The organism is Acidovorax sp. LjRoot38, from assembly GCF_964252975.1.
Lineage (GTDB): Bacteria > Pseudomonadota > Gammaproteobacteria > Burkholderiales > Burkholderiaceae_C > Acidovorax > Acidovorax facilis.
The window spans coordinates 310,169-332,537 of record NZ_CAXUPT020000003.1; the positions used below are offsets into that span (position 1 = coordinate 310,169).

At 61.9% G+C, this 22,369-nt stretch carries 22 protein-coding genes; 5 read left to right on the plus strand and 17 right to left on the minus strand.

The window, feature by feature from the left end; all coding sequences use genetic code 11:
* Positions 1-20 precede the first annotated feature (20 nt).
* The 5 genes from ACSQ22_RS06575 to ACSQ22_RS06595 all read left to right on the plus strand — a co-directional run bounded on the left by ACSQ22_RS06575 (position 21) and on the right by ACSQ22_RS06595 (position 5,526).
* Positions 21-1,190 (plus strand): DegT/DnrJ/EryC1/StrS family aminotransferase, encoded by a 1,170-nt coding sequence (locus ACSQ22_RS06575; RefSeq protein WP_436129793.1) that lies wholly within the window; start codon positions 21-23, stop codon positions 1,188-1,190.
* Between the two features lies 1 nt (position 1,191).
* On the plus strand, positions 1,192-1,803 hold the full coding sequence (locus ACSQ22_RS06580; RefSeq protein ID WP_436129794.1) for a sugar transferase: 612 nt from the start codon (positions 1,192-1,194) through the stop codon (positions 1,801-1,803).
* Positions 1,804-2,159: 356 nt separating this feature from the next.
* Positions 2,160-3,704 carry a lysine--tRNA ligase gene (lysS, locus tag ACSQ22_RS06585; RefSeq protein WP_436129795.1) on the plus strand — a complete coding sequence of 515 codons (1,545 nt, stop codon included), beginning with the start codon at positions 2,160-2,162 and terminating at the stop codon, positions 3,702-3,704.
* A gap of 68 nt (positions 3,705-3,772) precedes the next feature.
* Entirely contained in the window at positions 3,773-4,807 is a 1,035-nt protein-coding gene (locus ACSQ22_RS06590; RefSeq protein WP_436129796.1) for a GGDEF domain-containing response regulator, read from the plus strand.
* 62 nt (positions 4,808-4,869) lie between these two features.
* Positions 4,870-5,526, plus strand: a complete 657-nt coding sequence (locus tag ACSQ22_RS06595; protein ID WP_121422808.1) for a mechanosensitive ion channel family protein — start codon at positions 4,870-4,872, stop codon at positions 5,524-5,526.
* A 145-nt stretch (positions 5,527-5,671) separates the two neighbouring features.
* Here the strand turns inward: ACSQ22_RS06595 and nagZ are convergent, their stop codons facing one another.
* The 17 genes from nagZ to fabD form a co-directional block, all read right to left on the minus strand.
* On the minus strand, positions 5,672-6,763 hold the full coding sequence (gene nagZ, locus ACSQ22_RS06600) for a beta-N-acetylhexosaminidase (protein WP_436129797.1): 1,092 nt from the start codon (positions 6,761-6,763) through the stop codon (positions 5,672-5,674).
* 73 nt (positions 6,764-6,836) lie between these two features.
* Positions 6,837-7,232: a holo-ACP synthase gene (acpS, locus tag ACSQ22_RS06605; protein WP_121505760.1), complete on the minus strand. Its 396-nt coding sequence runs from the start codon at positions 7,230-7,232 to the stop codon at positions 6,837-6,839.
* A gap of 59 nt (positions 7,233-7,291) precedes the next feature.
* Positions 7,292-8,077, minus strand: coding sequence for a pyridoxine 5'-phosphate synthase (locus ACSQ22_RS06610; RefSeq protein WP_436129798.1), 786 nt, complete (start codon positions 8,075-8,077; stop codon positions 7,292-7,294).
* On the minus strand, positions 8,074-8,838 hold the full coding sequence (gene recO, locus ACSQ22_RS06615) for a DNA repair protein RecO (RefSeq protein ID WP_228896760.1): 765 nt from the start codon (positions 8,836-8,838) through the stop codon (positions 8,074-8,076). Before recO ends, ACSQ22_RS06610 begins: the two co-directional genes overlap by 4 nt.
* 90 nt (positions 8,839-8,928) lie before the next feature.
* Positions 8,929-9,933 (minus strand): GTPase Era, encoded by a 1,005-nt coding sequence (gene era / locus ACSQ22_RS06620; RefSeq protein ID WP_436129799.1) that lies wholly within the window; start codon positions 9,931-9,933, stop codon positions 8,929-8,931.
* Positions 9,930-10,613 carry a ribonuclease III gene (gene rnc, locus ACSQ22_RS06625; protein ID WP_121505756.1) on the minus strand — a complete coding sequence of 228 codons (684 nt, stop codon included), beginning with the start codon at positions 10,611-10,613 and terminating at the stop codon, positions 9,930-9,932. The genes era and rnc overlap by 4 nt, the downstream gene beginning before the upstream one ends.
* Positions 10,613-10,981, minus strand: a complete 369-nt coding sequence (locus ACSQ22_RS06630) for a DUF4845 domain-containing protein (protein WP_436129800.1) — start codon at positions 10,979-10,981, stop codon at positions 10,613-10,615. The genes rnc and ACSQ22_RS06630 overlap by 1 nt, the downstream gene beginning before the upstream one ends.
* 38 nt (positions 10,982-11,019) lie before the next feature.
* The gene (lepB, locus tag ACSQ22_RS06635) at positions 11,020-11,997 is read right to left on the minus strand and encodes a signal peptidase I (RefSeq protein WP_176886635.1); all 978 of its coding nucleotides are present in this window, start codon (positions 11,995-11,997) and stop codon (positions 11,020-11,022) included.
* A complete protein-coding gene (lepA, locus tag ACSQ22_RS06640; protein WP_055399457.1) occupies positions 11,997-13,805 on the minus strand; it encodes a translation elongation factor 4 in 1,809 nt (602 codons plus the stop codon). The genes lepB and lepA overlap by 1 nt, the downstream gene beginning before the upstream one ends.
* 510 nt (positions 13,806-14,315) lie before the next feature.
* A complete protein-coding gene (locus tag ACSQ22_RS06645; RefSeq protein ID WP_436129936.1) occupies positions 14,316-15,779 on the minus strand; it encodes a DegQ family serine endoprotease in 1,464 nt (487 codons plus the stop codon).
* 183 nt (positions 15,780-15,962) lie between these two features.
* The gene (locus ACSQ22_RS06650) at positions 15,963-17,039 is read right to left on the minus strand and encodes a MucB/RseB C-terminal domain-containing protein (RefSeq protein WP_436129801.1); all 1,077 of its coding nucleotides are present in this window, start codon (positions 17,037-17,039) and stop codon (positions 15,963-15,965) included.
* Positions 17,040-17,075: 36 nt separating this feature from the next.
* Positions 17,076-17,756, minus strand: a complete 681-nt coding sequence (locus ACSQ22_RS06655; protein ID WP_436129802.1) for a sigma-E factor negative regulatory protein — start codon at positions 17,754-17,756, stop codon at positions 17,076-17,078.
* Positions 17,757-17,765: 9 nt separating this feature from the next.
* A complete protein-coding gene (gene rpoE / locus ACSQ22_RS06660; protein ID WP_055399464.1) occupies positions 17,766-18,392 on the minus strand; it encodes an RNA polymerase sigma factor RpoE in 627 nt (208 codons plus the stop codon).
* A 647-nt stretch (positions 18,393-19,039) separates the two neighbouring features.
* Positions 19,040-20,284, minus strand: coding sequence for a beta-ketoacyl-ACP synthase II (gene fabF / locus ACSQ22_RS06665; RefSeq protein WP_055399467.1), 1,245 nt, complete (start codon positions 20,282-20,284; stop codon positions 19,040-19,042).
* Positions 20,285-20,331: 47 nt separating this feature from the next.
* A complete protein-coding gene (gene acpP, locus ACSQ22_RS06670; RefSeq protein WP_003058049.1) occupies positions 20,332-20,571 on the minus strand; it encodes an acyl carrier protein in 240 nt (79 codons plus the stop codon).
* Positions 20,572-20,674: 103 nt separating this feature from the next.
* Positions 20,675-21,421 carry a 3-oxoacyl-ACP reductase FabG gene (gene fabG / locus ACSQ22_RS06675; protein WP_436129803.1) on the minus strand — a complete coding sequence of 249 codons (747 nt, stop codon included), beginning with the start codon at positions 21,419-21,421 and terminating at the stop codon, positions 20,675-20,677.
* Positions 21,418-22,368 carry an ACP S-malonyltransferase gene (gene fabD, locus ACSQ22_RS06680; RefSeq protein WP_426304783.1) on the minus strand — a complete coding sequence of 317 codons (951 nt, stop codon included), beginning with the start codon at positions 22,366-22,368 and terminating at the stop codon, positions 21,418-21,420. Before fabD ends, fabG begins: the two co-directional genes overlap by 4 nt.
* Position 22,369: the final 1 nt, after the last annotated feature.

Consider the following 22,369-nt stretch of genomic DNA (forward strand, 5'->3'; position numbering starts at 1 on the left):
TAGCACGCACCACAACGCCCATGAACTCCCCCGCCGACCTACCCTTTCTCCCGTTCGCCCGCCCCGACATCGGGCCGGCAGAAATCGATGCCGTCAGCGCGGCCATGCGCTCGGGATGGGTCACGACCGGGCCCAAGACCAAAGAGTTTGAGCAGGCATTCACCGCCTTCCTGGGCGGCGGTGGTCTGCAGAGCATCGCCGTCAACTCCGCCACGGCGGGCCTGCACCTCGCGCTGGAGGCCCTGGGCATCGGCCCCGGCGATGAAGTGATCGCGCCCACACTGACCTTCACCGCCACCGTGGAGGTGGTGCGCTACCTGGGTGCGGACCCGGTACTGGTGGACGTGGACCCGGTGACCCTCAATATCGACCCGGCCAAGGTGCGCGCGGCCATCACACCCCGCACCAAAGCCATCATGCCCGTGCACTACGGGGGCCTGGCCTGCGACATGGACGCCATCCTGGCCATCGCCAAAGAACATGGCTTGAAGGTGGTGGAAGACGCAGCCCATGCCTTGCCCACCACCTGGCACGGCACCCTGGTGGGGCAGTTGCAGTCCGATGTCACGGTGTTCAGCTTCTACGCCAACAAGACCATCACCACCGGCGAAGGCGGCATGGCCGTCACACACGACCCGGCGCTTGCGCAACGCATGCGCACCATGCGCCTGCATGGCATGAGCCGGGATGCGTTTGACCGCTTCACCTCCAAAACCCCGGCCTGGTACTACGAGGTGGTCGCTCCGGGCTTCAAGTACAACATGACGGACGTTGCCGCCGCCATGGGCGTGGAGCAATTGGCGCGGCTGCCGCAATTTGTGCAGCGGCGCCAGGACTTGGCAACCCGCTACCACGATCAGCTGGCGCCGCTGCCCCTGACCTTGCCAGCCGATGCACCCCAAGGCGACACCCACGCATGGCACCTGTATGTCATCCGGCTGCGGGCGGACGCACCACTGGGGCGTGACGCGGCCATCCAGGCACTGTCGGACAGGGGCATCGGCACCAGCGTGCACTATGTGCCGCTGCACCGGCACCCGTACTGGCGGGACCGCTATCAGCTCACGCCGGAGATGTTCCCCCAGGCCGATGCAGCCTACCAGGCCATGATCAGCATTCCCCTTTTCACAGCCATGGGTGACAGCGATCAGGACCGTGTGATTGCCGCGCTGCACGAGGTGCTGGGCTGACATGCCCAAGCGGCTGTTCGACCTGTTCTTGGCCGCCCTCGGGCTGCTGCTGCTCGCGCCCGTGCTGCTGGCCGTGGCACTGTGGGTGGTGTGGGATTCGCCCGGCCCGGCATTCTTTCGCCAACAGCGTGTGGGCCGCGCAGGCAGGTTGTTTCGCATCGTCAAGTTCCGCACCATGCACCCGCGTGCAGAAGCTGCGGGCCCGGCGATTACCGTGGGGGCCGACGCCCGCATCACCCGGGCGGGCCACTGGCTGCGGCGCACCAAGATCGATGAATTGCCGCAGCTTTTCAACGTGCTGCTTGGCCATATGAGCCTTGTCGGCCCCCGGCCCGAGGTGCCGCACTATGTGGAGCTCTACCCGGATTCCGTGCGGGACCTGGTGCTCAGCGTGCGGCCCGGCATCACGGACCGCGCCTCCATCGAATTTCGCGACGAAAGCACTTTGCTGGGCCAGAGCAGCGATCCAGAGCGCACCTACGTGGAACAGATTCTGCCCATCAAGCTGCGCTACGCCGCCGAGTACGCCCGCTCGCACACGCTTTGGAGCGACCTGAAGATCATCGTGAGGACGGCATCCGCGCTGTGGGGCGACCGGCCGTCCAGGGGATAAGAACCTGTTCTAAATCTTTTCGGGGTCGCACAAGGTCCTTGCCGGGATGGGATGCAAGGCGCGGGGTGCAGTGGATAGCCCGGCTATCCACAAGCGCCGCAACGCCGCAGACCGCCCGGCAAGGCACTTGCCCGAAGGGTTGGAGTGAAATCGGGCGATTGGACGCCCCGGCTGCTTGCATGGGCACAAGCCCATGCGGCGCATCCGAAGCATCCACTCATCCCGATTGCACTCCAATGCGATCCCCGAAAAGATCTTGAACAGGTTCTTAGGACCTGTCGGCAACACATAGCCGATAAAATGAGGGGTTTGGCTGAACCCAGCCCCCATTTCACGCCCCCGCACCCACGGCACCTATGTCAGACCAAAACCACGCCCCCGCTCCCCAGGACGAAAACCAGCTCATCGCAGAGCGCCGCGAAAAGCTCCGCGCTCTGCGCGAAGTCCAGGCCACTGGCGGTGGGGTTGCCTTCCCCAATAACTTCAAGCCCGGCCACAAGGCTGCCCAGTTGCACCTGGAACACAGCACTGCCACGAACGAGTCCCTCGAAGCCACGCCGGTGAACGTCTCGGTCGCTGGCCGGATGATGCTCAAGCGCGTGATGGGCAAGGCGAGTTTCGCCACCGTGCAGGATGGCTCGCTGGGCGACGTGGGCGGGCGCATCCAGCTTTACGTAACCCGCGACGCCGTGGGCGAAGACCTGTATGCCGCCTTCAAGCACTGGGACCTGGGCGACATCGTGGGCGCCGAAGGCACGCTGATGAAGACCAAGACGGGCGAGCTGTCGGTCAAGGTGACCAGCCTGCGCCTGCTCACCAAGAGCCTGCGCCCGCTGCCCGACAAGTTCCACGGCATGGCCGACCAGGAGCAGAAATACCGCCAGCGCTACGTGGACCTGATCACCGATGAGCACGCCCGCAAGCGCTTCATGGCGCGCAGCAAGGCCGTGAGCGGGCTGCGCGAGTTCATGGTGAGCCACGGCTTCCTTGAAGTCGAAACGCCCATGCTGCACCCCATCCCGGGCGGCGCCAATGCCAAGCCGTTCGTGACGCACCACAACGCGCTGGAGCAGGAGATGTACCTGCGCATCGCGCCCGAGCTCTACCTCAAGCGCCTGATCGTGGGCGGCTTCGAGCGTGTGTTCGAAATCAACCGCAGCTACCGCAACGAAGGCATCTCGGTGCGCCACAACCCCGAGTTCACCATGATGGAGTTCTACGCGGCGTACTGGAACTACCTGGATCTGATGGACTTCACCGAGACGCTGATCCGCGAAGTCGCGTTCAAGGCCACCGGTTCGCTGCAGATGACCTACCAGGGCCGCGCGGTGGACCTGACCCAGCCCTTTGCCCGCCTGACGATCCGCGAAGCCATCTTCCAGCACACCGAAGCAGGCGCCCATGTGGACGATGCCGCCTGGCTCATCAGCGCATTGAAGAAGCTGGGCATGACCGAAGAAAAGGACAAGCTCTCGGCCCGCACGCTGGCCAGCCTGCAGGTGCTGTACTTTGAAGAAACGGTGGAAGACAAGCTGTGGCAGCCCACCTTCATCATGGAGCACCCCACCGAGATCTCGCCCCTGGCACGTGCCAACGACGCGCGCCCCGAGGTGACGGAGCGCTTTGAGCTGTACATCACCGGCCGCGAGTTCGGCAATGGTTTCAGCGAACTGAACGATGCCGAAGACCAGGCCGCCCGCTTTCACGCCCAGGTGGCCGCCAAAGACAGCGGCGATGACGAAGCCATGTTCTACGACCACGATTTCGTGCGCGCACTGGAATACGGCATGCCCCCCACGGGGGGTTGCGGTATCGGCATTGACCGTCTCATGATGCTGCTGACTGACAGCCCCAGCATTCGCGACGTGATCCTGTTCCCCGCGCTTCGCCGCGAGTCCTGAGTTGCGCGTCCGGGATGCCCTCGGGGCATCCCGGACCCGCCCTTTGACGGCCCCAAGGAGACACTACCGTGCCCTTCAGTTCCAGCAGCGCCCCCTACCCGGCCAGCCAGCCCTTGCCCTCGGGCAACGCTTTTTCGGTGCTGGTGGTCGAAGACCAGGGATCCGTGCGCGCAGCGCTGGTGGCCGAGCTGCGGCGGGCTGGGGTGTCAGACATCTTTGAGGCGCCCGAGGGCAACGCAGCGCTGCACCTGTTCAAAACCCACCGCCCCGATCTGGTGCTGCTGGACATCCGGCTGCCCGGCCGGGACGGCTACTGGGTGGCCCAGCAGATGCGCGAGAGCGAGGCGGGCGACTGGACGCCCATCATCTTCCTCTCGGGCCTGGACAACGAACTCGATGTGTGGCGCGGTATTGAAGTGGGTGGTGACGACTACCTCGTCAAACCCGTCAAGCCCATCGTGCTGATGGCCAAACTGCGTGCCATGCGCCGGCTGCTGGACATGCGCCGCAGGCTCGTCTCCATGTCGGCCGAGTTGCATCTGGCCAACCAGCGGCTCAACGAAATGGTGGAGATCGATGCGCTCACCGGCCTGGTCAACCGCCGGGGGTTTGACCGCATTTTGCACAACGAAATCCTGGCTGCGCGCCGGGACGGTACGCCGCTCACGCTGATGCTGTGCGACCTGGACCACTTCAAGCTCTTCAATGACGCCAGCGGGCATGTGCAGGGCGATGCCTGCCTGAAGGAAGTCGGCCGCCTGTTGCGCGAGGTGTGCGTGCGCCCGCGTGACATCGCCTCACGCTACGGTGGTGAGGAATTCGCCCTCATCCTGCCCAACACGCCACGCTCGGGTGCCATGACCTTCGCGCGGGCCCTGGGACAGCTGCTCAAGGTGCGCGCCCTTCCACACGCAGATTCCCCGCTGGGCAACATCCTCACGCTGTCAGGCGGCATCACCACCTGCGTGCCTGACGACAGCACGAACGCCGAAAGCATGATCATGCGTGCCGACCAGGCGCTTTATGCCGCCAAGGCCCAGGGCCGCAATCGCTTCTTCAGTTTTGAAATGCAGATGGACACCGTGGAGCAACTGCGCAATTGAGTTTCTTTTCTGCCCTCACGTTTGACGCCACCGAGCGCAACGCCCGCACCGCCGTTTCGCGCATGCAGCTGCTGAAAACCCGCCTTCCCGACTGGGTACAAGACTGGCTCGAAGTCATCATCCCCGGCACGCAGATCCTGCTGATCCTGTTTGTCGCCTGGCTGCTGCAACGGGTGCTGCGCCGCATAGTGCGCCGTGCCAGCGCGCACTACCAGGTGCCCGACGAACTGGTGGTGCCCATGAACGGGCTGATCCGCTGGCTCATCATTGCCAGTGCGGCGCTGCTGGTGCTGGAACGCATGGGGGTGTCGGCCACCGTGCTCTGGACCGCGTTCACCGGGTTTGCCACTGTCGGGGCCGTGGCCTTTTTCGCGGCGTGGAGTGTGCTCTCCAACCTGTTTTGCGCGCTGCTCATCTTCACCGTGCGACCCTTCAAGATTGGCGACTACATCGAGGTGCTGGACACCGCCGAAAAGCCCGGGGCCAAAGGACGTGTGGTGGACATCAACCTGCTCTACACCACGCTCGAAGACCATGGCGCTGCGGCGGACCAGGTCGCCTGGCTGCAGATTCCCAATGCGCTGGTGTTTCAACGCGTGGTGCGCAGGTTTCAGGGGGTGCCACCACCGCCTGCACTACCCGCCAACGCTGCAGAGGCCGCAGAAAGTGCACCGGCAGCCCCGCCTCCAGTCACGCCAGGGCCTTTCAACACGCCCTAGTCCACTGAAGCCGAGAAATCGGCTGTGCGTGAGGGTCTGGCAGGGTCGCACGCTAGGCGGCGGGCGCAGGCGGGTTGCACACCCGGCGAGCACGGTAACGACGAGGGGCGCCGCACCAGACTCCGGGCCAGGGGCTCTCACGGCGTCAGGGCAACAGGTCCAAGGCCTGCAGATAGGCGGGCTGGTACATCAACTCATCCCAGGCCTGGGGCAGGGTTTCGGGCAGCAGCGCCAGGCGGCGGGATTCGCTGTCCACACTCGGCTGCCAGCGGCCCTGGTTCTGGGCCTGTTCCAGGCCGTCGATGAGTTCATCCACGGCCTTGCCATCGCCCACGCTCTGGTTGCACAACAGCACCAGGTCGCAGCCTGCCTCCAGCGCTGCAACGGCTGCGTCGGTGTAGCTGACGACCTGGCCGTCCAGACGCCGAGCGCCTTCCATGCTGAGGTCGTCGCTGAAGATGGCGCCGTCAAAACGCATCTGCCGCCGCAGGATGTCCTGCAGCCAGCGCTGCGAGAAGCCTGCGGGGCGGCTATCGACCTTGGGGAAGATCACATGGGCGGGCATCACGCTGGTGAGCGTGCTGCTGAGCCAGGGGTATGGCGCGGCGTCGTCGGCCAGGATGGCCTTCAGGCTACGCTTGTCCACCGGCACCTCGGTGTGCGAGTCGGCTTTGACAAAGCCGTGCCCCGGGAAGTGTTTGCCGCAGTTGGCCATGCCGGCCTGCAGCAGACCGTGCATGAGGCTCTTGGCGAGCAGCGCCACCACACGCGGGTCGCGGTGAAAGGCACGGTCGCCGATCACGCCGCTTTCACCCCAATCGAGATCGAGAACGGGGGTGAACGAGAAATCAACCCCACAGGCGCGCAACTCCGCACCCAGCACGTAGCCCGCCGCCGTGGCGGCATTGGTGGCGCGCAGCGCGCCGCTGCCAGGCACGGCCTTGGCGCCCTTGCCATCGTCCATCCACATCTCGCCCAGGGCGCGCATGGGCGGCAGGTGGGTGAAGCCATCGGTGCGAAAGCGCTGCACGCGGCCGCCCTCATGGTCCACGCAGATCAGCAGATCGTCACGCACGGCCTTGATACTGCTGGTCAGCTGCAGCAGCTGCACGCGGTTTTCCCAGTTGCGGGCAAACAGGATCACGCCGCCGGTCAGCGGGTGGGCCAGGCGGCGGCGGTCGGCGGCAGTCAGCTCTGTGCCTGCCACGTCGAGGATGAGGGGGGCGTGTTCGGTCATAGGGTGTCAAACATCAGGTTGCTATTACAAACATAGCTGCTAGCACTTATCCATCAAGCGCCAGAGGCCATTTTTAATCCAATTTCTCTACCACACAGAAGCTGGCGGCGTAGTCGGTCTCGTCCGTCACGCTCAGGTGCGCTTTCAGCCCTTTGGCGTCAAACCATTCCTTGAGTGCGCCGTGCAGCACGATCACGGGCTGGCCGCTCGCAAGCTTGGCCACTTCGCAGTGGCGCCAGGTCATGGGCATGCGCATGCCCAGGCCGATGGCTTTGCTGAACGCTTCCTTGGCAGAGAACCGCGTGGCCAGGTAGCGCAGGCCGCGGTCGGGCCAACGGCCACTCCTCTCGCGCCAGGTGGCCAGTTCGCCGTCGGCCAGCACCTTCTGGGCAAAGCGCTCGCCGTGGCGCTCCAGGCTGGCCGCGATGCGGCGCACGTCGCAGATGTCGGTGCCAATGCCGTAGATCATGATTTTTTGAATGAAATTGGGCTCTAGCTCTTATCCATCATGCACTGACAGCTATCAAATCAGGAGCAATCAGGTTGTGCGGCACAACCCGACTGGATGCAGCCCAGGTAGGCCAACACCGTGGCGGCGTAGCCCAACTCCAGCGCGTCGGCAATGAGGGCGTGGCCGATCGAGACTTCGAGCACACCGGGCACCTCGCGCACAAAGGCGGCGAGGTTGTCACGGTTGAGGTCGTGACCCGCGTTCACGCCCAGCCCCACATCCAGCGCGGCCTGAGCAGCGGCGGCGTAGCGCTTGAGCTCAACGTCTTGCTGCGGCGTGCCCCAGGCTGCAGCGTAGGGCTCGGTATAAAGCTCCACCCGGTCTGCGCCCACGGCCTTGGCGGCGGCCATCTGCTCGGGCACGGGGTCCATGAACAGGCTCACGCGCACGCCCAATGCTTTGCACTCGGCGATCAGGGGCGCCAGGCGCTCGGCATCCTGCGGAAAGCTCCAGCCGTGGTCGCTGGTGAACTGGTCTTCGCTGTCGGGTACAAAGGTCGCCTGGTGCGGGCGAACCTTGCGGATGAAGTCCATCAGGTTCTGAGATGGATTGCCCTCGATGTTGTATTCGCGGTCGGGCCAAGCCTTCATCAGCGTGGCCAGCTCGAACACGTCCTGGCTGCGGATGTGCCGCTCGTCGGGCCGAGGATGCACGGTGATGCCCTGGGCCCCCGCCTGCAGGCACAGCTCGGCCGCCCGGGTGACACTGGGAATGCCCAGGTGGCGCGTGTTGCGCACCAGGGCGACTTTGTTGACATTGACCGAGAGGGCCGTGGCGTGGGGGGTGTGTGAGGTCTGGTTCATAGGGCCTGCAGATCGATCATGAGCTGGCGGGTGCGCAGCATGGGGCTGCCGCAATGGTATTGCAGCAGGGCGCGCAGCTGGGGTTTGAGTTCTGCAGCCACCGGCGCGCAGGCACGCAAGGTGGCGGTGTAGGTGGCCGCGTCGTCCAGCGCGCGTTGCAACGTCTGCCACTGACCGCCGAGCAGGCCCACGCGGTCGGCCGAGGAGGAGGCGCGCAGGCCGCCTTCGGGCACCAGCGTGTAGCGCGTCTTGGGTTGCAAGACCTCCAACGTCATGGTCTGAACATCCAGGCCAGGAAGCAAGCCAATCTCGCGCAGCAGCAACAGTTCGAAGCTGCGCAGCACGGGCTCTAACGCATCGCCGTGTTCGCTGGCCAACACGCGCACCACACCGGCATAGGCATCGAACAGGGCTGCATGTGGATCGGCGCGCGCCAGCAGGCGCAGCAGTAGCTCGTTGAGGTACATGCCCGACAGCAGGGCATCGCCCGTGGGCATCACATGGCCGCCCACCCACTCCGCCCCCTTGAGGGTGTGGATGTCTGCGCTGCCATCGCCGGTGAGCGTGTAAGTCACCAACAAGGGCTGGAGCGGCAGCAGCACCGGGCGGAAGTTGGAGCTGGGCTTCTTGGCCCCCTTGGCCACCAGCGCCACACGCCCTTGCTGACGGCAGAAAACCTCCAGGATCAGGCTGGACTCGCTCCAGTCGTAGCTGTGCAGCACGAAGGCGGGTTCATCGGAGATGCGCTTGGCGGCAGCCATTGGCTTCAGGCCCGCAGAAATGCATGCGGCTGGCAAGCGCCAGACAGCTTGTGCCGCCCGGGCAAGACAGGGTCGCAGGCGGGCACGGAATTATTCGTAACCGAACGAACGCACGCGCGCCTCGTCGTCGGCCCAGCCGGAGCGCACCTTGACCCAAAGCTCCAGGAACACCTTGGCATCCATGAGCTTTTCCAGTTCCTGGCGGGCTTCGGTTCCAATACGCTTCAGGCGCTCGCCCTTGTCGCCGATCACCATCATCTTGTGGTTGTCACGCTCGACCACGATGGTGGCAGCGATCTTGACCAGCCGCTTGTGCTGCTTGCTGGCTTCTTCCTCAAACTTGTCGATCACCACGGTAGAGGTGTAAGGCAGTTCGTCGCCCGTGAAGCGGAAGAGCTTCTCGCGCACGGTTTCGGACGCCAGAAACTTCTCGCTGCGGTCGGTCAGCTCGTCTTCGCCGTACCACCAGCCCTGCACGGGCAGGTACTTGGCGCAGATGCCAAACAGGCGCTCGATGTCGCCCTTGTTCTTGGCCGACATGGGCACAAACTCGGCAAACGGGTGGCGCTCCTGCATGCTCTTGAGCCAGGGGGCCAGCTCGGCACGGCGGTGCACCATGTCGAGCTTGTTGGCCAGCAGCAGCGTGGGGATGCCGGGCTTGAACAGCGACAGCACCTTGGCATCGGCCAGCGTGAAGTTGCCAGCCTCGACCACAAAGAGGATCAGGTCCACATCGCCAATCGCGCCCATCACAGTCTTGTTCAGCGACTTGTTGAGTGCGGTGGCATGGCGCGTCTGGAATCCCGGTGTGTCCACGAAGATGAACTGTGTCTGCTCGCGCGTACGAATACCGGTGATGCGGTGCCGCGTGGTCTGCGCCTTGCGCGAGGTGATGCTGATCTTCTGCCCCACCAGCGCATTGAGCAATGTGGACTTTCCCACGTTGGGCTTGCCCACGATGGCGATCACACCACAACGCTGGCCGGGCACGGCGGCCGGGGAGCCTGCTGCCGCCAGCATGGCTTCGAGGTCATTTTGCGCTCCAGCGCTTGCTGGAGCGGCTTCATTCGCTACATCTTTGGTAGCATCATTCATAATTTCTTTGCTTTCAATGTGGCCAGCATGGCAGCAGCGGCTGCCTGCTCGCCCGCCCGGCGGGAGCCGCCGATGCCGCGTTCGGTGAGGCCAAGTTCAGGAATATCGCACTCGACGTCGAAGGTCTGACGGTGCGCAGCGCCCACTGTGCCGACGACCTTGTACTGCGGCAGCTTCATTTTGCGGCCCTGGAGCAACTCCTGCAATGCAGTTTTCGCGTCCTTGGATGCAGCCTGCATCTGCGGGTTGATCTCCACGCCCTGAAAAAGGCGGTGCACCAACGCTTCGGCACTCGCATAGCCGGCATCCAGGTACACCGCGCCAATCAGCGCTTCGAGCGCGTCGGCCAGGATGGATGGACGTTGCTGTCCACCTGATTTGGACTCGCCCTCACCCAATCGCAGCACATCGGAGATCTTGAGGCCCAGCGCCAGCTGGTGCAGCGTGTCCTGCTTGACGAGGTTGGCACGCACGCGAGAGAGATCGCCTTCCGGCAACGCTGACAACTGCCGATACAGCAGGCTCGCAACCGCCAGATTCAACACGGAATCACCCAGAAACTCCAGCCGCTCGTTGTGGTCGGCCGAAAAACTGCGATGCGTGGTAGCGCGCTGAAGAAGGGATGGATCGGAAAAAACATGCTGCAGACGGGTCTGCAGCGCTTGAAGGCCGGGATGCACTAGTTGGTCTGTCCTTCAAAGCGATAGACAAGGTAAGCGGGGCCTGCCAAGGGAATCTCGCGGGAATATTTGTAAGACACAACGATTTTGTTGTCACCGCGCTTGGCAATCTCCAGGTCTTTACCTTGGATCGAATTGATGGTGTCAATGGCTGCAGCGCGATCAAACGAGGCACGGACATCAGCAACCGTAGAGCCCTCCTTCGCGGCCTTGGCTGCAGCCTTTTTGATCGCCTGATACTCCAGAAAAATGGGGACAGACTGTCCACCAATCGCAAATACAGCCACGGCGAACACCCCGACGAACACCAAACCAAAGAAAGACAAACCGCGTTGGCGAAATGGGCTGGTAGAACGATTGATATGCATGTGTTTCCCCCTCAGTGTCCAAAAAAGCAGGTCATCCATCAATGGAACGACCCAATGCGCTTGAGATTGCCGAAATTCATCCAGACAAAAAAGGCCTTCCCCACGATATTGCCCTCAGGAACAAAGCCCCAGTAGCGTGAATCGAGCGAGTTGTCCCGGTTGTCCCCCATCATGAAATAGTGGCCCTCGGGCACCTTGCACACAACGCCCTCAACACTGTAACGGCAGTTCTTGCGATAGGCAAAATTGCTGGCGCCTTGCACAAAGGCGGGCACATCCGGGTTGTTCAACAAACGATGGGGCTGTGCACCCAGTTGCTCTTCAAACTGTTTGAAGTAGCGCATCGAGTCTTCTTCGAAAAAGTCTGGCAGCGCCTTGGTGTCAATGGCCTGACCGTTGACCGTGAGGCGCTTGTTGATGTAGGCCACCTCGTCACCAGGCACACCCACCACCCGCTTGATGTAGTCAAGGCTCGGCTGGGGTGGATAGCGGAACACCAGAACATCTCCACGCGCAGGCTTGGTGCCCTCGGTGATCTTGGTATGGATCACCGGCAGGCGGACGCCGTAGGTGAACTTGTTCACCAGGATCAGGTCGCCCACCAATAGGGTGGGAATCATCGAACCCGACGGGATCTTGAAGGGTTCGAAAAGAAACGACCTCAGAACAAACACGGCAACGATGACCGGGAAAAGCCCCGCCGTCCAGTCCAGCCACCAAGGCTGCATGAGCAGCCGCCCCTTGGCCTCCTGCACATCCACATCAACCTTCTGGATGCCCATGCGGTCCAGCTCCGCACGGCGTGCGGTCGCCGCATCTTCGACGGCCTGTGCGGCTCGGCGGCGTTGGGGCAGAAAGTAGAACCGCTCGGCCAGCCAGTACGCGCCCGTGACCACCGTGGCCAGGAACAACAGCAAGGCGAAATTGCCTTCGATGGCACCAAAGTACCAGGCCCCGATATAGCCACCAAATGCGGCCAGCACCAGGGATGTGAAAATCTGCATGAACTGGAGCATCAGTCTTCCACCTGCAAAATGGCCAGGAATGCCTCTTGCGGCACTTCGACCGATCCGATCTGTTTCATGCGTTTCTTGCCTGCTTTCTGCTTCTCAAGGAGCTTGCGTTTGCGGCTGACATCGCCGCCGTAACATTTTGCCAGCACGTTCTTGCGCAGTGCCTTGATGGTCTCGCGCGCAATGATATTGGCGCCAATGGCCGCCTGGATGGCCACGTCATACATCTGGCGGCTGATGATCTCGCGCATCTTGGCAACCACGGCGCGACCCCGGTACTGCGATTGTGATCGGTGCACGATGATGGACAGTGCATCCACCTTTTCGCCGTTCAGAAGGATGTCCACCTTCACCACGTCGGACGCACGGTATTCCTTGAACTCGTAGTCCATGGATGCATAGCCGCGCGACACCGACTTGAGCTTGTCGAAGAAGTCGAGCACGATTTCGCCCAGCGGCATTTCATAGGTGAGCATCACCTGGCGACCGTGGTACGCCATGTTCATCTGCACACCGCGCTTTTGGTTGGCGAGCGTCATCACCGGGCCGACATAGTCCTGGGGCATGTACAGATGCACCGTGACGATGGGCTCGCGGATTTCCTCAAGCCGCCCCTGGTCCGGCATCTTGGAGGGGTTCTCGACCATGATCACTTCACCATCGGCCTTGACCACTTGGTAGACCACGCTGGGTGCAGTCGTGATGAGATCCTGGTCAAACTCACGCTCCAGACGCTCCTGCACGATTTCCATGTGCAGCAGGCCGAGAAACCCGCAACGAAAACCGAAGCCCAACGCTTGGCTCACTTCCGGCTCGTAGTGCAGCGAAGCATCGTTGAGCTTGAGTTTTTCAAGCGCGTCACGCAGCGAGTCATATTCGCTCGCCTCGGTCGGGTACAGACCGGCAAACACCTGGGGCTGGATTTCCTTGAAGCCGGGGAGCGCCTCGGCGGCAGGGCCCGCATTGTTGGGCAATTTCTTTTCGAGCGTGATCGTGTCACCCACCTTGGCAGCCTGCAGCTCCTTGATACCAGCGATGATGTAGCCCACCTGCCCTGCGTCAAGCGAGTTGCGCGGCTCGTTGGCGGGCGTGAACACACCGAGGTTGTCCGCGTTGTACACCGCACCACTGGCCATCATCTTGATGCGCTCGCCTTTGAGCAAACGGCCATCGACCACGCGCACCAGCATCACCACACCCACGTAGCTGTCGAACCAGCTGTCGATGATCATCGCGCGAAGCGGTCCATCGGCATTGCCGCGCGGCGCGGGCACCTTGGCCACGATGGCTTCGAGGATCTCATCAATACCCATGCCGGTCTTGGCGGAGCAGGGAATCGCGTCGGTCGCGTCAATGCCGATCACATCTTCGATCTCAGCCTTGGCATTGTCGGGATCGGCATTGGGCAGATCCATCTTGTTGAGTACCGGCACCACCTCGACACCCAGATCCAATGCGGTGTAGCAGTTCGCAACGGTCTGAGCTTCCACGCCTTGCGAAGCATCCACCACCAGCAACGCGCCCTCACATGCCGACAACGAGCGGCTCACTTCATACGAGAAGTCCACATGCCCCGGTGTGTCGATCAGATTGAGGTTGTAGACCTGCCCATCCTGCGCCTTGTATTGCAGCGCTGCGGTCTGCGCCTTGATGGTTATCCCACGCTCTTTTTCGATATCCATCGAGTCCAGAACCTGGGCCTCCATCTCACGGTCCGCAAGGCCTCCGCAGCGCTGGATCAAGCGATCTGCAAGCGTCGACTTGCCATGGTCGATGTGCGCAATGATGGAAAAATTTCTGATGTGGTTCATCAACGGAAAGCGTCAAGTGATTGAATTAAAACGGAGCACACAAGAAAAAAGGGCGCGTCGAATGGCGACGCGCCCTGAACCAACAATCATTGGCAACTGCGATAGTTGGAGCTTCATTGTAGGCAAAAAGCCCGCAGTAAAAAGCCCATCCGACTGCATCCAAGGGGAGTTGCCAGGGTGCAACAGGGATCTTATCAACAACTTATACACAGTCTGCACAACTACAACGCTGGACAACTTGTGGGTGAGCTGTGGATCGGCTGTGCATGACACCGTCACATCCCGCATCGTGAATCAACGTCCAGCTAATATATGAATTAGCGTTGAACAGGGGCCTCTATTCTATCGAAATCAGTTGATAGACCTTCATAAAGTTAGCCAAGGCTAACTTTCAACATCGAAAGAAGGAAAAGACAAAAAAACCAAAATGCCCACACCTCCGACAAAGGCCTGCTGCAAACGTGGGGAAATGGGTCAACCATCTTCCCACATCTGCCACAACGCCACTCGTCATCGTCCGGGACGGATCAAGGCATATTGGGCCCACTCGCCGCGCCGATACAGCACATTGATAGGCTTGTTCTTGTCGGCCTTGGCGAGCACAGCCTCAAACTCCTTCACACCAGACACTTCCGTGTTGGCAATCGCGAGAATCACATCCCCTTCGCGCAGGCCGGCACGTGCTGCGGCCTCTGTGGCGGTCGCGACCAGCACACCGCCCTTGATCTTGAGCTCCTTTTTCTGGGTGTCCGAAAGTTCCGTGACCGCCAATCCCATTTGCTGTGCAGCAGCCGAAGCCTTGGGTTTCTCCTCACGCTCCGCCGTTTTGGCAGTTGGCTTGTCGGGCTCAATTTCGGCAATGGTGATGCCCAGGTCCCGCGAGGCGCCACGGCGGAACACGGTCATCGTGCTCTTGGTACCAGGCTTGGTATTGCCCACCAGTCGGGGCAGGTCCGCAACCTTCTCGATGGACTTGCCGTCAAAGCGGGTGATGATGTCACCAGCCTCCACGCCCGCCTTGTCTGCGGGTGACCCCGCCTCTACCCCGGTCACCAGCGCACCCTGGGCCTTGCCCAGGCCAATGGACTCCGCAACGTCCTTGGTGACCTGCCCGATCTGCACGCCGATACGGCCCCGTGTCACCCGACCGGATGCGCGCAACTGCTCACTCACGCGGATGGCTTCGTCCATCGGAATCGCGAACGAAATGCCCATGAATCCACCCGAGCGCGAATAGATCTGGCTGTTGATCCCCACCACCTCGCCACGCATGTTGATGAGCGGACCGCCCGAGTTGCCCGGGTTGATGGCCACATCGGTCTGGATGAACGGGAGGTAGTCCCCCGTATCGCGCTGCTTGGCACTCACAATGCCCGCAGTCACCGTGTTCTCCAACCCGAAGGGCGATCCAATCGCCATCACCCATTCGCCCACCCGCAAACGCCCCACATCACCCACCTTGACGGCGGGCAAGCCCGTCGCCTCGATCTTGACCACCGCCACATCGGTTCGCTTGTCCGCACCAATGATCTTGGCTTTGAATTCGCGCTTGTCGGTCAGCGTGACGATCACCTCATCAGCGCCGTCCACGACATGCGCATTGGTCATCACAAACCCGTCCGCAGTCAGGATGAAGCCAGAACCCACGCCGCGCGGCTGCTCATCGTCTTGCGGCCGCTGAGGACGTTGCTGCCTGGGCACATTGGGGATCGGCACGCCAAAGCGGCGGAAGAACTCCATCATTTCCTCGTCCATGCCGTTTGCACTTGCACGGCTCGACGCTTTTTCTACCGTCCGAATATTGACCACCGAGGGCCCCACCTGGTCCACCAGATCCGTAAAGTCTGGCAAACCGCGAACCGCTGCAGCAGGTTGTGCCAAGGCCGCTTGGGGCAAACCCATGCCGCCAGCAACCCCTGCGAACATGCATGCAAATGCCAGGGAGCGCAGCGCATTTCCATCGAACTTCGACATCATCGACCTTTCGTGATTGGTAGCAAATACAGTCATCAAACTGTGTGTAACTGTGAAGAGTGTGCGGCCATTTGGTTCCCGCATCGCAAATGCACTTCGCATGCCCCTGCAAACGGCCCCGCCACAGCGCTGGCTCAGAGACAGCAGCCGCCAGCGTCACGCCCACTGGCCTCAGTGTCAGTGTCAGCGTGTGCGCTCCAATTGACCCGCAAACAGGCGAAGGGTCTGCAAAGGAACCTCCCCCACTACTGTGAGCCATACATCGGGCAAGACCCGTTGCGCAAGAAGCTGCGTGGCCCCCATACCCGAGACCTGGGGCTGGGAGGGGTGTCGCTGGGGATCAAAGGTCTCGATGAACAGCGATACCGATGCAAGACCATCGGAGTACAGGCACTGCAAGACACCCTGCGCACCGTCGTCAGCAGACACAGCGCGCCGATGGCAGCTCACCGGAACAAAGCCAGCAACCGGCTGACGAAGCACCCAGCCCTCGGCCGTGGCCGTGGTCTTGACCACAACCGGCGCCACCACCTTGTAACCAGCGGTCGCGTCCATCAGGCGTGAAAGCTGCTCCACGCGAACGGGGGCGTTCAAGTCCAACTCCGAGAATGCAGCCTGCTCCAGAACGCGTCCGTTCGCGCCCAAGGTCTGCAGCTTCACGACCAGACCGGTCTCCCGCTCGCTCCACAGCTTGTAGCCAAAACGCAGCGAGTCCACGGGCTTGAACCACACCACGTCGGCAACAAATCCTGCAACGCGCTCTTGGCCCACAGGGCGTGCGGCATAGAACTGGGATATGGAAGTGCCCTCAACCACCGGAACTCGTGGAAACAGCCCAGCGGCATCCCGTCGATCCGACCGCACCACACGCGACTGTGGCCAGAACGTACGTACCTCGTCGTTGCGCCGAAAAATGGTCCGGGGAGTGCCACTGAGAGCCTCCACGCGCTCCATCTGCTGCGCCCCTTCACAGGCGTGCCAGATGCGTGAACTGGCCATCGCTCCGGAAGCAGCCAGCACCACAAAGGTACCGGCATACGGGCGCGCGCAGGGCGCGCTGTGCATGCGCTCGATCCACTGCAGAATACTGCGCTCCACAGGCGCGGGAGCCGCCTCTGCTGCAGAAGAAACACCCCCCTCAGCCGACGAGACCCCTGCCGATACGGAGAGTCCTGTCACACACAGGGCAGCAACCACCCCGTGTTTGAACTGCTGCGGCAGTGCTTTCAACCAAACGCACAAAACTCCCGGGTAGCTCATCACACAATCTCACCACGCCAGCAAGCCACTCCCGGCTCAGCGGCTGGGCGTCTCAAAGGTGGCATTGCGCAAAAATCCTGCAGGCATCTGCAATGCGGATGTGCTGCCAAACTGCTTGTGTGCCGCCAGCAACTCATCCAGGCGGGGATCCCGAATCATCACCTGCGCTCCGCCATCGGCATCAGCCACTGCGACCACAGGGGCACCGGAGCTGGGGCCATTCGCACCCGACTCGGGAGAGATGGCCAGCTGGGCTCCACCCGTGGCACCGGGTGCGCCATTGCCTTGCAACGTGGCCAGAGAGGTCCAACCAATCGCCGCAACTGCCGCCAAAGACGCAAAACCCGCGACCATTTTCCAGCGAAAGACCGACGCATTGGCAGCATCCGCCATTGCCGGGGCCACCACATCCGCCTGCTGCACAGCAGCGGCCGCAGGACGTACAACAGGCCCTTCCTTGGCCAGTTCATCACGCAACCGCGCCATGAAATTCGGATTGGCAGGTTGCGCGAGGTCGGAAGAACGCAATACATCTCCCACCAAATGGTAGAGCTGCCAAGTGGCATGGCCTTCGGCTTGCGCCGCATAGGCCAGGGCGTCCGCCACCTCGTCCCCATGCAACTGACCATCCGCCAGTGCCGACAATTGCTCGCGCCTGCTTATCTCAGCCACCACAGCACCGCCCACCAATCCATCACTTCGTACAGCGTTGTTCATTTCATTACCTCACCACCGTTTGCCTGACTGGTTCTCAAGCAGAGGACGCACTTTTGCCGAAATGGCCTCTCGCGCCCGAAAAATCCGTGACCGCACCGTGCCGATGGGGCAATCCATGGCCGTCGCAATCTCTTCGTAACTCAGCCCTTCAATCTCGCGCAACGTTACCGCCTGGCGCAGATCGTCGGGCAACGCCTCCATAGCCGCATTCACGGCTTGCGCGATTTCTCGGGCAGCGAGTACGGTTTCGGGGGTTTCGTCGCTGGTTAGTTCGTGTCCGAGGCGGGAAGTTTCATCTTCGTCCTCGTTCCCCCGCAAAGCGTTCTCAGAGATGACCGGATTGCGTTTCATGTCCATGAGCGCCTTCTTGGCGGTATTGACAGCAATCCGGTAGAGCCAGGTGTAGAACTGCGCATCTCCCCGAAACTGGTGCAGCGCGCGGTAGGCCCGGATGAACGTTTCCTGCGCTATGTCTTGAACGATGTCGGTGTCCCGCACCATCCGGCCAATGAGACGCTCGATACGGCGCTGGTACTTGATGACCAGTAACTCATAGGCACGCTGATCGCCCGCTACCGCGCGCTCCACCAGTTGGAGGTCGCTATCTTCGGAAGGGGAAGGCGGAATTACAGTCATGGATACTCAGGATTCACGCCCACGGCTGCTGGCCGGGGCGGTTTCGTCAGCGTTGTCAGCGCCCGGTCTGGCGCGCGAATATACCGCACGCCGCAGATCCAGCCAACGCTCGGGCTGCGCGGAACACGCCAGCCACAGCCAGGTGCGGCGGTGCCCCACCGGAATGACATGCAGCCACAGATGTGACTGCAAATCGAGAAGGACTTCAGGAGGCCCGGACAATGCCATACAGGCCGCCCCGGATTTCGGAGCCACCAGCGTCCAGGTCTGGCCGTCCCAGTGGATACCACCAGAAAATTGACAGAACCAGAAATGGAAGGCGCTGGCGGCAGCCAGACACCAGAGACCACCCGCCATCGCTGCGGGCCATGGAGATGCAGCACCACCACTTCGCACGAACCAAGCAACCAGCCCCGCTGCACTGATCAGCAACAATGCCCCCAGCAAGCCCCCGAACAGGCGGCTGCGCCGCAGGGGGTAAAACACCGAAGGTGGTCGCTGCGAAGTCACACCCACGAAACGCTACCGAGGCTGTGCCGCCTGCTTAGCACGGAACATAGGCCCGTGCTGAGCAACCAAAGATTGCAGGATCGCAACAAGACACCACGGCCTCGCCAAGTCGGGCGGCAGAGCACCTGACCCAACAATCAGACGCGCTTGAAAACCAGCGTCCCGTTGGTGCCACCAAAACCGAAGTTATTCTTGACTGCAACGTCGATCTTCATGTCGCGCGCCGTGTTGGCGCAGTAGTCCAGATCGCACTCGGGGTCCTGATTCGCCAAATTGATGGTGGGTGGTACCTTTTGCTCATGCAAGGCCAGCACTGTAAAAATGCTCTCAATACCGCCCGCACCACCCAGCAAATGACCGGTCATGGATTTGGTGGAGCTCACCACAGCCTTGTAAGCATGGTCGCCCAAGGCCGCCTTGATGGCATTCGTCTCATTAATATCACCCAGCGGCGTGGAAGTGCCATGGGCGTTGAGGTAGTCAACTTGATCGGCATTCATGCCGGCATTGCGCAGGGCGTTGAGCATGGCACGGCGCGGACCATCCATACTGGGGGCCGTCATGTGGCCTGCATCGGCGCTCATGCCAAAACCACCCAGTTCCGCATAGATCTTGGCACCACGGGCTTTGGCATGCTCGTATTCCTCCAGCACCATGACCCCGGCGCCTTCACCCAAAACAAAACCATCTCGGTCCTTGTCCCAGGGGCGGGAAGCGGTCTTGGGGTCATCGTTGCGGGTAGACAGGGCGCGCATGGCCGCAAAACCACCAATGCCCAGCGGCGACACCGTGGATTCAGTGCCACCCGCCACCACCACATCCGCATCACCGTATTCGATCATGCGACCAGCCTCGCCAATGCAATGCAGGCCGGTTGTGCAGGCCGTCACGACCGCGAGGTTCGGCCCCTTGAAGCCAAAGCGCATGGACACATGGCCCGCCACCATATTGATGATGGACGCTGGCACAAAGAACGGCGTGATGCGCCGCGGACCGCGACTGACCAGTTCCGCGTGGGTATTCTCGATCAGTGGCAAGCCACCAATCCCCGAACCGATCACGCAGGCTATGCGTGTTGCGAACTCTTCACTGAGCGCTTCACCCGTGGGCAGACCGGCATCTTCAACCGCCTGTGCAGCAGCTGCAATGCCGAAATGGATGAAGCTGTCCATCGCGCGCGCATCCTTGGCGCTGATGTACGACTCCAGGTCAAGACCTTTGACCTCCCCTGCAATCTTGCAGGCAAAGTTCGACGTGTCGAACTTGGTGATGAGGTCAATACCGGATTTTCCGGCAAGGAGATTGGCCCAGGATTCGGCCACCGTGTTGCCCACGGGGCTGACGCATCCCAGGCCGGTCACGACAACGCGACGACGGCTCATGCGTAAAAACCTTCTGTTGATCGCTTGAGTCAGGCGCAGTGCGCCGCTCAGGCCTTCTGGTGGGTGTTGGCGTAGTCGATGGCGTTTTGCACCGTCGTGATCTTCTCGGCGTCTTCGTCAGGGATCTCGATGCCGAATTCGTCTTCCAGTGCCATCACCAGTTCCACCGTGTCGAGCGAGTCGGCACCGAGGTCTGCCACGAAGGCCTTTTCATTGGTGACTTGGGACTCCTCCACACCGAGTTGTTCGGCAATGATTTTTTTGACGCGTGCTTCGATATCGCTCATGGTTTCCCTCTGGGGGTTGTGAATGAATCCGCGATTCTAGCCGCTTAAGGAGAAGCCCCTCAGCAGCCCGCCGTCCGGATGAACCGGCGTTAACTTGTCTCAATTACATGTACATGCCGCCATTGACATGCAACTCCTGACCGGTCACGTACCCTGCTTCGCGCGAAGCAAGGTAGGCCACGGCATGTGCGATGTCTTGCGGCTTGCCCATATGCCCCAAAGGGATCTGGGCGTTGAGGGCTTTTTGCTGTTCTTCGGGCAGCACCGACGTCATATCCGTCTCGATAAATCCCGGCGCTACACAATTGACCGTGATGCTGCGGCTGCCCAGTTCGCGGGCCAGTGCACGGGTCATTCCCGCCACTCCAGCCTTGGCTGCCGCGTAGTTGGCCTGACCAGGATTGCCCGATGCCCCCACCACACTGGTGATGCTGATGATGCGCCCGAATCGCTGTTTCATCATCGGGCGAATCGCCGCGCGGCTCACGCGGAAAACTGCCTTGAGATTGGTGTCCAGCACCGCATCCCAGTCATCGTCCTTCATGCGCATGGCCAGGGTGTCGCGGGTGATGCCCGCATTGTTGACCAGCACATGCAGACCACCCTGCTGCTTGACGATGGAATCCATCAACGCCTCGATGGCAGCTCCGTCATTCACATTCAGATTGGCACCACGGCAGCCGGGGTAGGCCACCAGGGCCTGGCTGATGCGCTCGGCGCCATCGTCCGTCGTGGCCGTGCCCACCACCTGGTAGCCACGTACCGCCAGCTCGAGCGCAATGGCCGCACCAATGCCGCGCGATGCGCCTGTGACCAACGCCACTTGCGCGGCCGATGAGGATTGCGTCATGCCAACAACTCCCGGGTTTCGGCCAGCGTGGCCATATCAAACAGTGCCGCACCCACCAGCTCAGGATCGATGCGCTTGGTCAGACCCGCCAGCACTTTGCCAGGGCCACTTTCAATAATATGGGTGACCCCCCGGGCCTTGAGGGCCTGCACACACTCCACCCAGCGCACGGGGCCAAAGGCCTGGCGGTAGAGCGCGTCTCGGATCGCCTCAGCGTCCTGCTGCACCGCGACATCCACATTGTTCAGAACCGGAATCTGGGGCGCAGCAAGCGCCACATCCGCCAGCGCCAAGCGCAGCTTCTCAGCGGCAGGCTTCATCAGGCTGGAGTGAAAAGGGGCGGACACCGGCAACGGCAGTGCGCGCTTGGCACCTGCCGCCTTGAGCATTTCGCAGGCCTTTTCGACGCCGGCCTTGGTGCCCGCAATGACCGTCTGGACGGGGTCGTTGAAATTGACAGCCTCAACCACTTCTGCCGTTCCCACACCGAACGAGGCCACTGCCTCGGCACATCCTGCGATGACCTTGGAAGCCTCCATCCCCAAGATGGCAGCCATGGCGCCAGTGCCGACCGGCACGGCCTCCTGCATGGCAGCTGCACGCAGGCGCACCAGCGGCGCCGCCTGGGCCAGCGTCAACACACCTGCGGCAACCAGCGCCGAATACTCGCCCAGAGAATGCCCCGCAACAGCGACCGGGGCTGCACCACCTTCTGCACGCCAGACACGCCATGCAGCCACCCCAGCCACCAGCATCACCGGCTGCGTGTTGGTGGTCAGGGCCAGCGCCTCCTTGGGACCTTCCTTGATCAGCAGGCCGATGTTTTCACCCAGGGCATCCGAGGCTTCCTGCACGGTCTGGGCCACCACCGGGTGATCACCCCATCCGTCGAGCATGCCCACCGATTGCGAGCCTTGTCCCGGAAAGACAAATGCAAAAGACTTCATG

Bases quoted from the DNA above. Each gene is read 5' to 3' on its own strand.
- ACSQ22_RS06575 (WP_436129793.1), top strand. From the start codon at position 21: ATGAACTCCCCCGCCGACCTACCCTTTCTCCCGTTCGCCCGCCCCGAC.
- ACSQ22_RS06580 (WP_436129794.1), top strand. From the start codon at position 1,192: ATGCCCAAGCGGCTGTTCGACCTGTTCTTGGCCGCCCTCGGGCTGCTG.
- lysS (WP_436129795.1), top strand. From the start codon at position 2,160: ATGTCAGACCAAAACCACGCCCCCGCTCCCCAGGACGAAAACCAGCTC.
- ACSQ22_RS06595 (WP_121422808.1), top strand. From the start codon at position 4,870: ATGCAGCTGCTGAAAACCCGCCTTCCCGACTGGGTACAAGACTGGCTC.
- nagZ (WP_436129797.1), bottom strand. From the start codon at position 6,763: ATGACCGAACACGCCCCCCTCATCCTCGACGTGGCAGGCACAGAGCTG.
- acpS (WP_121505760.1), bottom strand. From the start codon at position 7,232: ATGATCTACGGCATTGGCACCGACATCTGCGACGTGCGCCGCATCGCG.
- ACSQ22_RS06610 (WP_436129798.1), bottom strand. From the start codon at position 8,077: ATGAACCAGACCTCACACACCCCCCACGCCACGGCCCTCTCGGTCAAT.
- recO (WP_228896760.1), bottom strand. From the start codon at position 8,838: ATGGCTGCCGCCAAGCGCATCTCCGATGAACCCGCCTTCGTGCTGCAC.
- era (WP_436129799.1), bottom strand. From the start codon at position 9,933: ATGAATGATGCTACCAAAGATGTAGCGAATGAAGCCGCTCCAGCAAGC.
- ACSQ22_RS06630 (WP_436129800.1), bottom strand. From the start codon at position 10,981: ATGCATATCAATCGTTCTACCAGCCCATTTCGCCAACGCGGTTTGTCT.
- lepB (WP_176886635.1), bottom strand. From the start codon at position 11,997: ATGCTCCAGTTCATGCAGATTTTCACATCCCTGGTGCTGGCCGCATTT.
- lepA (WP_055399457.1), bottom strand. From the start codon at position 13,805: ATGAACCACATCAGAAATTTTTCCATCATTGCGCACATCGACCATGGC.
- ACSQ22_RS06645 (WP_436129936.1), bottom strand. From the start codon at position 15,779: ATGTCGAAGTTCGATGGAAATGCGCTGCGCTCCCTGGCATTTGCATGC.
- ACSQ22_RS06650 (WP_436129801.1), bottom strand. From the start codon at position 17,039: ATGAGCTACCCGGGAGTTTTGTGCGTTTGGTTGAAAGCACTGCCGCAG.
- ACSQ22_RS06655 (WP_436129802.1), bottom strand. From the start codon at position 17,756: ATGAACAACGCTGTACGAAGTGATGGATTGGTGGGCGGTGCTGTGGTG.
- rpoE (WP_055399464.1), bottom strand. From the start codon at position 18,392: ATGACTGTAATTCCGCCTTCCCCTTCCGAAGATAGCGACCTCCAACTG.
- fabF (WP_055399467.1), bottom strand. From the start codon at position 20,284: ATGAGCCGTCGTCGCGTTGTCGTGACCGGCCTGGGATGCGTCAGCCCC.
- acpP (WP_003058049.1), bottom strand. From the start codon at position 20,571: ATGAGCGATATCGAAGCACGCGTCAAAAAAATCATTGCCGAACAACTC.
- fabG (WP_436129803.1), bottom strand. From the start codon at position 21,421: ATGACGCAATCCTCATCGGCCGCGCAAGTGGCGTTGGTCACAGGCGCA.
- fabD (WP_426304783.1), bottom strand. From the start codon at position 22,368: ATGAAGTCTTTTGCATTTGTCTTTCCGGGACAAGGCTCGCAATCGGTG.